This is a genomic window from Streptomyces sp. HNM0575 (assembly GCF_012726265.1).
In the GTDB taxonomy this organism is placed as follows: domain Bacteria; phylum Actinomycetota; class Actinomycetes; order Streptomycetales; family Streptomycetaceae; genus Streptomyces.
In genome coordinates, this window is the sequence record NZ_JAASAG010000002.1 from 610,860 (window position 1) to 624,339 (window position 13,480).

The window sequence follows — 13,480 nt, forward strand, 5'->3', positions numbered from 1 at the left end:
GAACCCGTGTTCGGCGAAAGCCTTGCCGATTGCAAGCTGCGCTCAGTGAAAACTGCGCTCAGTGAAAGCTGCGCTCAGTGAAAGAAGTGCCGCGTCCCCGTGAGGTACATCGTCACGCCCGCCGCCTTCGCCGCCTCGGTCACCGCGTCGTCGCGTACCGAACCGCCGGGCTGCACAACGGCCTTGACGCCCGCGCGGGCCAGCACCTCCAGCCCGTCGGGGAAGGGGAAGAAGGCGTCGGAGGCAGCGTAGGAGCCGTCGGCACGCTCCTCGCCCGCGCGCTGCACCGCGAGCTTCGCCGCGTCCACGCGGTTGACCTGGCCCATGCCCACGCCGACCGTGGCTCCGTGCCTGGCCAGCAGGATCGCGTTGGACTTCACCGCGCGGCAGGCACGCCAGGCGAAGACCAGCTCGTCGAGACCGGACGGCGAGAGCGGCTCGCCCGTGGCGAGAGTCCACTCGCCGGGGTCGTCGCCCGGCGCCTGAAGCCGGTCCTTGGCCTGGAGCAGCGCGCCGCCCTCGATGGGCCTGAACTCCACGTCCGCGGACGGCGGTTCGGGACAGCGCAGCAACCGGATGTTCTTCTTGCGGGCGAGCACCTCGACGGCGCCCTCCTGGTACGCGGGAGCCACGATCACCTCGGTGAAGATCTCCGCGACCTGCTCGGCCATGGCGACGGACACCGGCCTGTTGACGGCGATCACGCCGCCGAACGCGGAGAGCGGGTCGCAGGCGTGCGCCTTGCGGTGGGCGTCCGCCACGTCCGAACCGACGGCGATGCCACAGGGGTTGGCGTGCTTGATGACCGCGACACAGGGCATGTCCCCGTGCTCGTACGCGGCGCGGCGCGCGGCCTCGGTGTCGACGTAGTTGTTGTACGACATCTCCTTGCCGTGCAGCTGCTCGGCTCCGGGCAGGCCCGTGCCGCTGCCGTCGGTGTAGAGGGCCGCGGGCTGGTGCGGGTTCTCGCCGTAGCGCAGCACGCCGGCACGGGTGAGGGCCGCACCGGTGAAGGCGGGCAGCCGGGTACCGGAGCCGGACTCGGTACCGGAGCCGGGCTGGGTACCGGAGCCGGGCTGGGTACCGGACGCCTCGCCGGTCTCGTCGGGCGCGTAGCCGTCGGCGAACCAGGCGGCGACCGCCACGTCGTACGCCGCCGTGTGCTGGAACGCCTCCCCCGCGAGCCGCTTGCGCTCGGCCGTCGGGAAGCCGTCGCCGCGGGCGGCTTCGAGCACGTCCGCGTAGCGCGCCGGGTCGACGACGACCGCGACCGAGGCGTGGTTCTTGGCCGCGGCGCGCACCATCGCCGGGCCACCGATGTCGATCTGCTCGACGCACTCGTCCGGGGTCGCACCCGAGGCGACGGTCTCGCGGAAGGGATAGAGGTTCACGACCACGAGGTCGAACGGCTCGATGTCCAGCTCGTCCAGCTGCTCGCGGTGCGAGGCGAGACGGCGGTCGGCGAGGACGCCGGCGTGCACGCGCGGATGCAGGGTCTTGACCCGTCCGTCGAGACATTCGGGGAAGCCCGTCAGCTCCTCGACGGCGGTCACGGGGACTCCGGCCGCCGCGATGCGCGCGGCGGTCGAGCCCGTGGAGACGAGCCGGACGCCCGCCTCGTGCAGGCCCTTGGCCAGCTCGTCCAGTCCCGTCTTGTCGTAGACGCTGATCAGCGCCCTGCGAACCGGCCGCTTCGTCCCGTCGTCCTGGCCCGTGCCCGTGCCCTGGCTCTGACTCTGGCCCTGGCTCATGCCCTGGCTCATGCCGCCCTCACCCATCTCGCAGCCGTACCTTTCGTCCTTCGATGCGGTAGCCGTCGCGGGCAAGCCGGCCCACGACATCGACGAGCAGCCGTCGCTCGACCTCTTTGATCCGCTCGTGCAGAGCGGCGCCCCCGTCGGCGTCGTCCTCGTCCAGGACCTCCACCACGCCCTGCGCGATGATCGGCCCCGTGTCGACGCCGTCGTCGACGAAGTGGACGGTGCACCCGGTCACCTTCGCGCCGTACGCGAGCGCGTCGCGCACGCCGTGAGTGCCCGGGAAACTGGGAAGGAGCGCGGGGTGGGTGTTGACCACCCGCCCTCCGAAGCGGGCGAGGAACTCCTTGCCCACGATCTTCATGAAGCCCGCGGAGATCACGAGGTCCGGCTCGTGGGCCGCGGTCGCCTCGGTCAGCGCCTCGTCCCACTCCTCACGCGTCGCGTGGTCCCCGACCCGGCAGACGAACGCCGGGATGCCCGCGCGCTCGGCACGCTCCAGCCCCTCTGTGCCGTACCGGTCCGCGCCCACCGCCACCACGCGCGCCCCGTACGCCTCCGGGCCCTCGGCGTCGACGGCGTCCAGCAGGGCCTGAAGATTCGTACCGGAGCCGGAGACGAGGACGACGAGGCGGAGGGGGCGTGCGGGACGGCCGGGGTTCGTGCCGGTGGCGGGATCGCGTCCGGTGCGGCTCGGGCTCTGGTGCGCAGCCACGGCGAAGCTCTCTCTCACGGGATCCCCCCCGGCACGGTGGGTGCCGGATGCGGGGAGCAGCGGATTGTGTGGTCGTACGAACTCATGGAGCGGCGATTTCCGGGGAACTCTACGAAGCGTCCGACCGTCGGCAACGATACCGGCCCCTCACACGGCCCCCTCGGGACGGGGGCGCATGTGCCAGGTAGCGTCAGAGGCACGTGCCCGTCACGCCACGGGCGCATCCGGCACCGCAAGGGCCACGACGGTACGGCCGCCGTACGGCACCACGCCCGTACGGCACGAGGACGACAGGGCAAGGGGAAGACACACTCCACATGACCGACCGACGCCGCCGCCGTGCGGCCCCATCGGACGACGCCTCGCGCGAGGAGAACCCCTTCGCGGCACCACCGGAGGGGCGGCCGGACAGGCCTTGGCAGCCGCGCGGCGGCACGGCGGCCCAGGGCGGTACGAACGGCGACGACGGCTCGGGCGAGGGGCACGGGACCGGATCCGGTCCGGGATCCGGAGGCGACGGGCGGGACTCCGGCCGGGCCTCCGGCAGAAACGGCGACCGGGACGGGGACCGCAACGGAGACCGCGACCGGGACGGAGACCGCGACGGGGGCAGGTCACGTGACCGCTCCGCGTGGGGCAGCCAGTGGAGCAGCAGGCAGCCGGGCCGGCAGAGCGGCGGCTTCGGCGGCAGCGCCCAGGGCGGAAGCCCCGAAGGCGGCAACGGCGAGGGCGACGGCGAGGGCTCCGGCGGTCCCGGCACCGGACCGGGCGGCGGCCTGGCCCGCGGCATGCGCTGGGACCCGACGGACCCGCCGCAGCGGCACGCGCGCTACTCCCTGCACACCGGAGTCTGGGCGCTGTTCTTCTCCCTCTTCAGCCTTCCCGAGGTCGGCCTGCTCCTCGGCGCCCTGTCCCTGTACTGGGGCATCAGCGCGCTGCGCAGCGGCAAGTCCCCGTCCGGCAACGGGACTTCGGGCAAGCCGTCGGGCAAGCCTTCCGGCAGGCGCGGTGCGTCCGGGGCGAGGGCGACGGCGGAGGACGTGGCGGGCACGGACCGTACGGCTCCGGGCCGTACGGGCGCGAGCGAGCCGCCGAAGACGGTGTCGCAGATCCCCGTCGCGGTCACTCCGGCCCAGGCGGCCAAGTCCCGTACGACGGCGGCGATCAGCGGCCTGATCACGGCGACGCTCGCGCTCGCGGTCGTCGCGGCGACCTTCACCTTCCAGCAGGTCTACAGCGAGTACTTCACATGTACGCAGGACGCGCTGACCCAGTCCTCGCGTGAGGACTGCAAGGACCTGCTGCCGAGCGAGCTGCGGCCGCTGCTGGAGAACCGCTCGTCGTCGGCGGGCGGTCTCCAGGGGCTCCGGATGCGGTAGCCGCTTCCGCGGCGGCGTCTGCGCGTATCCCGGTGGTCCGGAGAGCCGGAGGTCCCGAGGCCCCGAGGCCCCGAGGGCCGGAGGGCCGGAGGGCCGGAGGGCCGGAGGGCCGGAGGGCCGGAGGGCAGAGAGGCCCCGAGATCCCGAGATCCGGGAGGTCCCGAGGCCCCGAGGCCCCGAGGGCCAGGAGGACCCGAGATCCGGGAGGACCCGAGATCCGGAAGGACCCGAGATCCGGAAGGACCCGAGATCCGGAAGGACCCGAGATCCCGGAGGCCCCGAGATCCGGAAGGACCCGAGATCCGGAAGGACCCGAGATCCCGGAGGCCCCGAGATCCCGGAGGCCCCGAGATCCCGGAGGCCCCGAGATCCGGAAGGACCCGAGATCCCGGAGGACCCGAGATCCCGGAGGGCCGGGAGGACCCGAGGCCCGGGAGGCCCGGAGGTCGGACGGTCACGGCGGCCCGCCGTGCCGCCGCCCCCCGTGGGACCTTGCGCGTGGCCGCCCGTGCGTCGGTCGCGTCCGTACGTCAGTCGCGGCGGGGCTCGAAGTCCGGCATCAGGCCGCCCGACGCCGTCTTCAGCTCGGCCCACCGGGTGCGCCGCGCGGCCGTCTCGTGCCAGTCGTCGTCGGGGCCGGGCTCCCTCAGCCGCCAGGCCCGTACCGCCAGTGCGACGGGAAGCCCGACGAGCAGCGTCCACGCGGCGGCGGCCGCACCGGTCAGCCACCAGTCGGGCCCGAGGAAGGCCATGGCGCCCGTGCCGAGCGGACCGCCCGACATCGCCGCGAGCGCCGCGGTGCCCGCACCGCACTCGCACGCCACCAGCGCCACGACGCAGACCGTGGCCTCCCGGCTCACCGAGCCCCGCGCCTGTCCCGGCTCCGGTACGGCGGCACGCGCCACGTACCAGCCCACCGTGCTCCCGGCCGCGAGCGGCACCGCGGCCGCCGCGAAGGCGAGGAGTCCGTGACCGCCGTCCGCCGTGGGCAGCGCCTCCAGCAGCGGGAACGACGGCAGGCGCGCGGTGCCTCCCTCCGCCAGCAGCCCGACGGAGGAGCCCGCACCGAGTGCGAAGCCGGGGCCGAGCCCGTACGCGGCTGCCCACACGGCGGCGTTCGGCAGCAGCGCCACGACGAGGAGCAGCACCGCGAACTGGCCCGTCCAGGAGTCCCCCGCCAGCCGCGGGAAGGCCGCCCGCACATCGTCGGCGTGCCACAGCAGCGCGCAGAGCGTGATGAGCAGACCGCCGCCGCAGAGCACGGCCGTCGCCGTGAGCACGGTACGAAGCCGGGAGAGCCGCCGGGCGAGCGTGCGGGCGTCGTGCAGTACGGATGCGCGGAGGCGCCGTCGCCCGGTCGTCCGCCCGGCCGAACCGGCAGGCGCGGCAGGCCAGTCGAGCGGCCCGCGCCCCGGTTCGTGGGCCGGTTCGTGGGCCGCCACGTGCGGTGGTTCGTGCCCTGGCTCGTGCCCTGGCTCGCGTCCCTGCCCGCGCCCCGGCGCCCCTTGCGTACCGTCCGGTTCCGTCCCGTCGGCCTGCGTCTCGGCGGGCGCGCCCGCTCCGCCGGGCCACATCGCCGCCACCGCTACGCACGCGACGAAGAGCGGCAGCCGTACGAGCGCGCTGAGCGCGTCCGCGCGCACCGGACCGGCCGAGGCGAAGAGCACAGTGACGGCGGCGGTCAGCAGATAGCCGCCGGCGACGCAGGCGAGCGGCGTCAGTGGGCCGGGCCGCCCGTGCTCCCCGCCCCCGTATCCGTCGGCCCCGTGCCCGCCGTTCCCGGGGCCCGTCCCGGGAACGGTCCCGTCCCCGGACCCGCCGCCGTCCGTCTCTCCCCCGTACGCCAGGGCCTGCACGCATGCCCGGTACAGCAGCCACACCGGCGGGATCACCAGCAGCAGCGGCGTCAGCGCGACCGGAGCGGGCACGCCGGAGAGCGTCTCCGTTCGTACGAGGCCGCTGCCGTGCCCGAGCAGCCACAGATCGGCGGCGATGCGCAGGGCTCCGCCCGCCCCGTTGTCGGGGTAGGGCGAGATGATCCACAGCAGCAGAACCAGGACGGTGAGCACCCCCAGTCCGAGGCCCGCGGCGAGCACGCCTTCGAGGAACCAGGCGGCTCTCGGCGGCAGTTCCGGTGACGTGCTCCGGCCGTACGGGGACAACGTCGCGCTGCGATGCGTCACTTGACTCACGGCGACATGCTGTCAACAACACACGTTCTGTACCGGTAACGCGCTTGTTGTCGATGTGTCGCCCAGTATGTCCGCATGCACGTTGTACGACGAACCGCACGTGGCGGGCGGCGCCCCGCATGAGCGGCGACGGCCACGAGCGGGCGGAAACTCCAGCCGGGGCACGAGCAGGAGGAGACGCAGGAGCAGGAGCGGGAGCGGGAGGCTGGGCGGCCGGATCCCGGGGAGGCGCCGCTGACCAGGTCGCGCCTCTCAGTCAGGCTCCGGACGCCTGCGCCGCCTTCGACATGCTCCACGAGCGGCACGCGCCCGCCCTCGTGCGTCAGGCCTTTCTGCTGTGCGGCAGCCCCCGGCTCGCCCGTCGCTCGGTCGCCCACGCCTTCCGGCTCGCGTGGCGCCGCTGGCCGCGGGTCGCCGTCGATCCGGATCCGGCGGGGTGGGTGCGTGCGGTCGCGTATCGCCACGCGCTCGCGCCCTGGCGCCACTTCCGGCTCCCCGGACTCCTGCGTCGGGAGCGGGCCATGCGTCATGTGCCGCCGCGTGACCGGCCGTTGCTCGACGCGCTGCTGCGGCTGCCGCCGGCCTACCGTGCGGCGCTGCTGCTCCACGACGGGCTGGGCCTCGCGCTCGACGACACCGCCGCCGAGGTGGAGGCGGGTACCGCGGCGGCCTCGGGACGGATCCGTCACGCACGCGAGGCGCTCGCCGCGCAGGTGCCCGCACCACACGACGTACGTGCGCACGACGTACCGGCGGCGCGCGAAATCGCCCCGTGGCTACGGGAGTTGGCGGCGCCGCAGCCCGCGGTGCTACCGCCGCCTCGCCGGGTGCGCCGGAGCGGCGAGGCCCGCGCCTGGTGTGCGACGGCCGCGGCACTCGGGCTCGTGACCGCCCTGTTCGCTGCGGGCTTCGCTCTGTGCACGCCGCACGAGGAGAGCGACGCACCGCCGCCGCGCGCGCCTGCACCGGGGTCCGCCTACCGGCCGGGTTCCGCGCACCGGCCCGGTCCACGGCCCGATTCCGTACGGCCTTCGGCGACGCTCGCCCCGGACCGGCGGCCCGGCCGCCCGGGCTCGGCTCCCGGCTCCGGCCCCGGCTCGGCCTCCAGGACACCGGTCCTCGCCGTACACCCCGGGCCCGCTGCCCGGCACGGGAAGACCGACGGGCCCGCTCCCGGCGCTCGGCGCCTGGGAACGGGCCCGTTCACGGTGCTGGTGCGGGCGGCGCGGGCGTGAGAGGCCGCGCCTCAACCCCGCAGGGAACCGGCCGCGTTCAGCCGACCAGCAGCTCGCGTGCCAGCCGCGCGGTCTCCGAAGGAGTCTTGCCGACCTTGACGTTCGCGGCCTCCAGCGCCTCCTTCTTCGCCTGGGCGGTGCCCGACGAACCGGAGACGATGGCGCCCGCGTGACCCATGGTCTTGCCCTCGGGGGCGGTGAAGCCCGCGACGTAGCCGACGACCGGCTTGGAGACGTTCGCCTTGATGAAGTCCGCGGCACGCTCCTCGGCGTCGCCGCCGATCTCGCCGATCATCACGATCAGATCGGTGTCGGGGTCGGCCTCGAACGCCCTGAGGGCGTCGATGTGCGTGGTGCCGATGACGGGGTCGCCGCCGATGCCGACGCAGGTGGAGAAGCCGATGTCGCGCAGCTCGTACATCATCTGGTACGTCAGCGTGCCCGACTTGGAGACCAGACCGATGCGGCCCGGCTTGGTGATGTCCGCCGGGATGATGCCCGCGTTGGACTGGCCGGGCGTGATCAGGCCGGGGCAGTTGGGGCCGACGATGCGGGTGACGTTCCCCTTCTGGGAGGCGTAGTCCCAGAAGTAGGCGGTGTCGTGCACCGCGATGCCCTCGGTGATGACGACGGCCAGACCGATGCCCGCGTCGACGGCCTCGACGACCGCGTCCTTGGCGAACTTCGGCGGTACGAAGATGACGGTGGTGTCGGCGCCGGTGGCCTCGACGGCCTCCTTCACGCCGCCGAAGACCGGCACCTGTGCGCCGTCGAAGTCGACAGTCGTGCCCGCCTTGCGGGGGTTGACGCCGCCGACGATGTTGGTGCCGGAGGCCAGCATGCGCTTGGTGTGCTTCTGGCCCTCCGAGCCGGTCATCCCCTGGACGATGACCTTGCTCTCCTTGTTGAGGAAGATAGCCATGGTGTGTCGATGTCCTCGCAGATCTCGGTCTCGTCCGCTTACTTCGCGGCCAGCTCGGCAGCGCGGTCGGCCGCACCGTCCATGGTGTCCACCTGCTGCACGAGCGGGTGGTCCGCATCCGTGAGGATCTTGCGGCCCAGCTCGGCGTTGTTGCCGTCGAGGCGCACGACCAGCGGCTTGTTCACGTCCTCGCCCTTGCTCTTGAGCAGTTCGAGCGCCTGGACGATGCCGTTGGCGACCGCGTCGCACGCGGTGATGCCGCCGAAGACGTTGACGAAGACCGACTTCACGGCGGGGTCGCCGAGGATGATCTCCAGGCCGTTCGCCATGACTTCGGCGGACGCGCCGCCGCCGATGTCGAGGAAGTTGGCCGGCTTGACGTTGGCGTGCGCCTCGCCCGCGTACGCGACGACGTCGAGGGTCGACATGACCAGGCCCGCGCCGTTGCCGATGATCCCGACCTGGCCGTCGAGCTTCACGTAGTTGAGGTCCTTCGCCTTGGCGGCGGCCTCCAGCGGGTCGGCCGCGGCCTTGTCCTCCAGCGCGGCGTGATCCGGCTGACGGAACTCGGCGTTGGCGTCCAGCGAGACCTTGCCGTCGAGCGCGATGACCTTGCCCTCGCCGGCCCCATCACTGGAACGAGCGAGCACGAGCGGGTTGACCTCGACGAGCAGCGCGTCCTCGCGTACGAAGACGTCCCACAGCTTCTTCAGCACCTCGGCGACCTGGTCGACGAGTTCGGCCGGGAACTTCGCGGCCTCGGCGATCTCGCGGGCCTTGGCGTCGGTCACGCCCTCGATGGCGTCGACGGGGATCTTCGCGAGAGCCTCGGGCTTCGTCGCGGCGACCTCCTCGATCTCGACGCCGCCCTCGACGGAGGCCATGGCGAGGAAGGTGCGGTTCGTGCGGTCAAGCAGGAAGGAGACGTAGTACTCCTCCGCGATGTCCGCGGTCTCGGCCAGCATGACCTTCTGGACCGTGTGGCCCTTGATGTCCATGCCCAGGATGGCGCCGGCCTTCTCGACGGCCTCCGCGGGGTCTGCGGCGAGCTTCACGCCGCCGGCCTTGCCGCGGCCTCCGGTCTTCACCTGCGCCTTGACGACCGCGCGACCACCGAGTCGCTCGGTCACCTCGCGCGCCGCCTCGGGCGTATCGATGACTTCGCCGGCCAGCACCGGTACGTCATGCTTGGCGAAGAGGTCCCTCGCCTGGTACTCGAACAGGTCCACGCGCGTACGTCCCCTTAATCAGTGGTTCGCGGTTGTCAGCGTGTCAGCGTGATCGTGGGCGTGCCGCGTGGCCGCGGCGTCACGACGAGGCGCGGCATGTCCGCCTTGCAGGTTAGCCCTGTGCGTCAGCGGTGCCTAAATTCCAGCTCACACCTCGGCGGTGACAACGGTCACAGCGCCAAGCACACGTTGTGCGGACGGAATCTACGCTCCCGGCGCGGGCGTGGACGCCGCGGGGGCGGGGCCCGGGAGGCCCCGCGGGCACCCGGCGGCGGGCGGTACGGCGAAGCTGCGATGCGGCTTCGATGTGTGCGCGCGAGCGCCGAATTCCCTTTGTGCGGGGCGAGTTGGAGCGGTTGCGCGACCGACTGCTCCGGCCCGACGGCCCCGACGGCCCGGTGCGCTCACGCGTGGGTCCTCGTCACGCGTGAGTCCCCGTCGCGCGGCGCAGTGCGCACCGCCGACGAGGACTCACCGCGTGTACGGGCACGGGCACGGGCACGGACGCGAGCGCGAGCGCGGGTGCGCGCATGGGCACGGCCGGGGCCCGGTCTCCCGTCAGAGGGAGGGAACGCCCGGAGTGACCGGCAGCGCCGGAAGGGAGAAGGGGATGACGCCGATGCTCGGGACGCCGGGCACGACCTCGGGAACCTCGATCACGAGGTCTTCCGGCAGCCCCGGCGCGGACGATGGGGCGGCCTGAGCCGGGATGCGGGACACAGCGCCCAGGTCCGTATCCGCGGGAGCCGAAGACGCCTCGGACACGGCCTCACCGGCCTCTTGTGTGACATTGCTGCTCGCCTTCCCTGCACCTTCTCGTACGCCGGCTCCCGTCTTCCGCGCCTGCCGCGTGGCCTCGTCGAGGAGCCGCGCCGGCCGGCGCTCCGTGGAGCGGGGAGCGGCAGTTGCGGCCTGGTCGAGGAGGGGCACGGGCGCGCGGTGCATCGCCTTCGGACCGTCGGCCGCTGTCTTCGGCACGCCGGTCGCTGCCTTCTGCACGCCGGTCGCCGCGGTCGCGGCCGTGGCGTCCCCGGTGTCCGTGACGTTGCCGACGGCCCATGCGGCCGCCGTACCCGCCGGCTGCTGATCCGCCGATGCGGCGCCGGCGCCCAGCGCCAGCAGCCCGGAAACCGCCGCCGCGAGGACGACACCGCGGCGAACGCTCCTGCTCATGTGCATGGTTGCCTCATTCCTGAGTCCGGTGGTGGTGAAGCGATGAGCGATGGGTGGAGATGCGGGGTGGCCCGACCCCCTTCGCGGGCCACCCCGCAGCTCCTGCTCAGCCGTTCCGTTTCAGTGCGCGTGTGACCCGGGGCTCAGACCGCGGGGACGACCGGCCGCGGCGAAGTCGCGGGCAGGCCGGGGATGTTGGCGGCGTCGGTCAGGTCACGGCGGGACGGGGACGTCAGGATGACCGTGACGTCGGTGACGACGTGGGAGACCGTCTCCTCCGTGCCGGCGTGCAGGCCTCCGCCCAGGGCGTGCGCGTACGGAACGGCGTCGGAGGCGACGCCGCCGGCGAATCCGCCGAGACCGCCGGCGACGTCACCGGCCAGCGCGTGCGTGCGGACGTACGTGCTCTCCGCGAACGGAGCGGTGGTGGCGGAGGCGGAGTCGGCGGTCACGGCGGCGTCGGTGGCGACCTGGTAGGCGACGGGACGCACGTGGACGGCGATGCCGCGGGCCGCGGGCGGCAGCACCGTGCCGCTCACACCGTCGAGGACGGGCTGCACGGGCAACAGGGTCAGCCGGACCTGGTGGACCGCGTCCTGCGCGTGGTCGCCTTCGAGTACGGGGGCGAGCTGCCCGGGGACCGAGGCCGCCGCGGGTACGGGGGCGGCGGGAACGGTGGGGACGGTGGGGACGGCCGGTGCGGGCAGCGTGTGGACGGGCAGATGACGGGTCACGCCACCGGGGACGGCGGGAACCGCGGGCACGGGCGGAACGGCGGGCACCGGCGGAACGGCAAGCACGGGCGGTACGGCGGGCACCGGCGGGACCTCCGGGGTCCCGGGAGCCGCGGGCAGGCGGTCCGTTGCCGAACGGACGTCCTTCAGGGCCTCCTTGACCGCCTTGCTCGCGTGACCGGTGCGGTCGAACGCCCGGCCCGCAACACCCTTGGCGCCCTCGACGGCGGTGGACGCGTCCGTACCGTGCAGCCGGCCGGTCACGCCGTCCGCCGCATCGCCGGAAGCGGAGTCCTTCGAGAGGGGGGCGTTCGGAAGAGAGCCGGTCGGCAGGGTGTTGGTGGGCAGGCCGTTCTCGGGGATGCCCTTGCTCGGCAGCTTGGCGGCCACACCGCGTGCGGTGTCCTCGACGGTTCCGGTCGCCCTCTTCACTGTCTTCTTCACCCCGCGGACGGTGCCCGCCACGGTGTGCCCGGCACCGTCGCCGGCCTTCTGTGCCTCCCCGGCCGTGCGGTCGGCGGTGCTGTCGACTGTGCCGCCCGCGTGGGACGGCACGGGCAGCTCGGCGGCTGAGGCACCGGCGGTGCCCAGTGCCCAGATGCCGGATGCGGCGGCGGCGACCATGAGTGAGCGTCGGATGTTCTTGCGCATGATGCGGAAGTCCTTCAATTCAGGGGATCCTGAAGATCCTTGAGAGGTCTGAGGTCTTGGAGATCCCGTCGATCACGGAGATCACGGAGATCACGTCGACCGCGGAGATCTGGAGCCCCCTGGCCCCGGACGCCGCATGGGATTCCGGGGACCCGGGCTCGGGCGGACCTGTCCACCCCCGCGTGGCAGGTCGCGCGCGCGGACGTGACGCGGTGCGTTACGCGTCGCGCAGGCGCGCGGGTGGGTGGAAGTCCGCCCTAGCCGGGGAATTCGAGGACGTCACCGGCGAGTTCACGCGTCGGCGTACCGTCCGTGGCGCGTACGGCTCCGTACCGGAGCGGCACGCCGTGCTCACCGCCGCCGAGCACGGCGTGCGGGTCGTGCGGGCCTCCGCGCTGCCCCTGCCCGTCGCCGATGTACTGCGACGCGCTGAGCGCGGGCACGGCGGGCGACTGCTGGAACGGAAGCCCGTCCGCGGGGGCTCCCCCGCCGGCGATGCCGTCGCCGTCGGTCGCCTGGGACGCGCTGCCGGAAGGGAACGCGGCCGGTGCCGCACCCCGAACCCCGTGCGCGCCCCGGCCTTCGGCACGGTCGCCCGCGACGCCGTCGGACGCGTCGCACGGGCCGCCGTGCGTGGCCTCGTCGCCTGCCTGGCCGCCGCCGTCGCCCGGCGTACGGCCGTCGACGGCGCCGAGTCCTTCGAGTCCGAGGCGGCCGGGCAGTTCGTGCAGTCCGGAACGTCCCGCGACGTCCTCGACCGCGTCGCCCACCGGGCGCGTGACCTGTCCGGCGCTGTCCGCGCCGTCCGCGAACGGTCCCGTCACACGCGATGTGGTGCGCTCGGCCGCCCGGCGGGTCTCGCGCCGCTGCTGCTCCGCGAGTTCGGCCCCGGTAAGGGACTCTCCCGGCTTCGCCTTCGCCTTCGCTGCGGCTGCGGCTGCGGCCCTGCCGATGTGGCCTGCCTTGCCGACCCGGGCCGCCTTTCCGGCCTTGTCGGAGATCCCCGAAGACCCGGCGGAATCAGGGGACTTCAGCAGCCCGGACGCCGCGCCGCCGGACTGGCGGCCGTCGTGATCCGTACCGGAGACCGCGTTCGCGCTGCCGCCGAAGACGACGGCAAGCGCGAGGAAACCGCCGAGGAAGAGCATCGTCAGCAGGGCCCTCCGCGCAGCGGCCGTACGCGGCAGGCGCACGGCGGCAGGCACGGCTGAGGCTACTGACAAGGCAGGACCTTCCAGGGTGGACAGGTGGATGCACGGGTGCCGGACGCGGCCTGCACAGGCGGCGGAGGCGGGTAGGGATGCCCGCCGGAGGCCGTGCGTGGGGCCGTGCGCTCCGGACACGGAGATCCTTGCACGGCGGCAGGTCCCCACCGCAACTGCCGTCACAACTTGTTCACTTCGAGATCACGCGACTCCGCCGGTTATGGCGCCGCAGGGATCAAGTCCCGTGAGCGAAACGGCAGTTGGGCATCCATGCCCCGCCGTCCGTCC

The 13,480-nt window shown here is 73.4% G+C and carries 10 protein-coding genes; 2 read left to right on the forward strand and 8 right to left on the reverse strand.

Annotation, left to right across the window (positions count from 1 at the left end):
• Positions 1–74: 74 nt before the first annotated feature.
• Both purH and purN read right to left on the reverse strand, forming a co-directional pair.
• Positions 75–1,751 carry a bifunctional phosphoribosylaminoimidazolecarboxamide formyltransferase/IMP cyclohydrolase gene (purH, locus tag HCC61_RS06550; RefSeq protein WP_169134567.1) on the reverse strand — a complete coding sequence of 559 codons (1,677 nt, stop codon included), beginning with the start codon at positions 1,749–1,751 and terminating at the stop codon, positions 75–77.
• Positions 1,752–1,770: 19 nt separating this feature from the next.
• Positions 1,771–2,346, reverse strand: a complete 576-nt coding sequence (gene purN / locus HCC61_RS06555) for a phosphoribosylglycinamide formyltransferase (RefSeq protein WP_240968657.1) — start codon at positions 2,344–2,346, stop codon at positions 1,771–1,773.
• Between the two features lie 443 nt (positions 2,347–2,789).
• Here purN and HCC61_RS06560 point away from each other — a divergent pair, with 443 nt between their 5' ends.
• The gene (locus HCC61_RS06560) at positions 2,790–3,851 is read left to right on the forward strand and encodes a hypothetical protein (protein ID WP_169134283.1); all 1,062 of its coding nucleotides are present in this window, start codon (positions 2,790–2,792) and stop codon (positions 3,849–3,851) included.
• Positions 3,852–4,381: 530 nt separating this feature from the next.
• On the opposite strand, the gene HCC61_RS06565 is transcribed toward HCC61_RS06560, so the two are convergent.
• A complete protein-coding gene (locus HCC61_RS06565; protein WP_169134284.1) occupies positions 4,382–6,043 on the reverse strand; it encodes a DUF6350 family protein in 1,662 nt (553 codons plus the stop codon).
• A gap of 287 nt (positions 6,044–6,330) precedes the next feature.
• On the opposite strand from HCC61_RS06565, the gene HCC61_RS06570 reads away from it, so the two are divergent.
• Positions 6,331–7,278, forward strand: a complete 948-nt coding sequence (locus HCC61_RS06570; protein ID WP_169134285.1) for a hypothetical protein — start codon at positions 6,331–6,333, stop codon at positions 7,276–7,278.
• A gap of 37 nt (positions 7,279–7,315) precedes the next feature.
• On the opposite strand, the gene sucD is transcribed toward HCC61_RS06570, so the two are convergent.
• The 5 genes from sucD to HCC61_RS06595 all read right to left on the reverse strand — a co-directional run bounded on the left by sucD (position 7,316) and on the right by HCC61_RS06595 (position 13,210).
• The gene (gene sucD / locus HCC61_RS06575; protein ID WP_169134286.1) at positions 7,316–8,200 is read right to left on the reverse strand and encodes a succinate--CoA ligase subunit alpha; all 885 of its coding nucleotides are present in this window, start codon (positions 8,198–8,200) and stop codon (positions 7,316–7,318) included.
• A gap of 38 nt (positions 8,201–8,238) precedes the next feature.
• Positions 8,239–9,429: an ADP-forming succinate--CoA ligase subunit beta gene (gene sucC, locus HCC61_RS06580; RefSeq protein ID WP_169134287.1), complete on the reverse strand. Its 1,191-nt coding sequence runs from the start codon at positions 9,427–9,429 to the stop codon at positions 8,239–8,241.
• Between the two features lie 558 nt (positions 9,430–9,987).
• Positions 9,988–10,602 carry a hypothetical protein gene (locus HCC61_RS06585; protein ID WP_169134288.1) on the reverse strand — a complete coding sequence of 205 codons (615 nt, stop codon included), beginning with the start codon at positions 10,600–10,602 and terminating at the stop codon, positions 9,988–9,990.
• 143 nt (positions 10,603–10,745) lie between these two features.
• Positions 10,746–11,987, reverse strand: a complete 1,242-nt coding sequence (locus HCC61_RS06590; RefSeq protein ID WP_169134289.1) for a hypothetical protein — start codon at positions 11,985–11,987, stop codon at positions 10,746–10,748.
• A 257-nt stretch (positions 11,988–12,244) separates the two neighbouring features.
• Positions 12,245–13,210, reverse strand: a complete 966-nt coding sequence (locus tag HCC61_RS06595) for a hypothetical protein (protein WP_169134290.1) — start codon at positions 13,208–13,210, stop codon at positions 12,245–12,247.
• Positions 13,211–13,480: the final 270 nt, after the last annotated feature.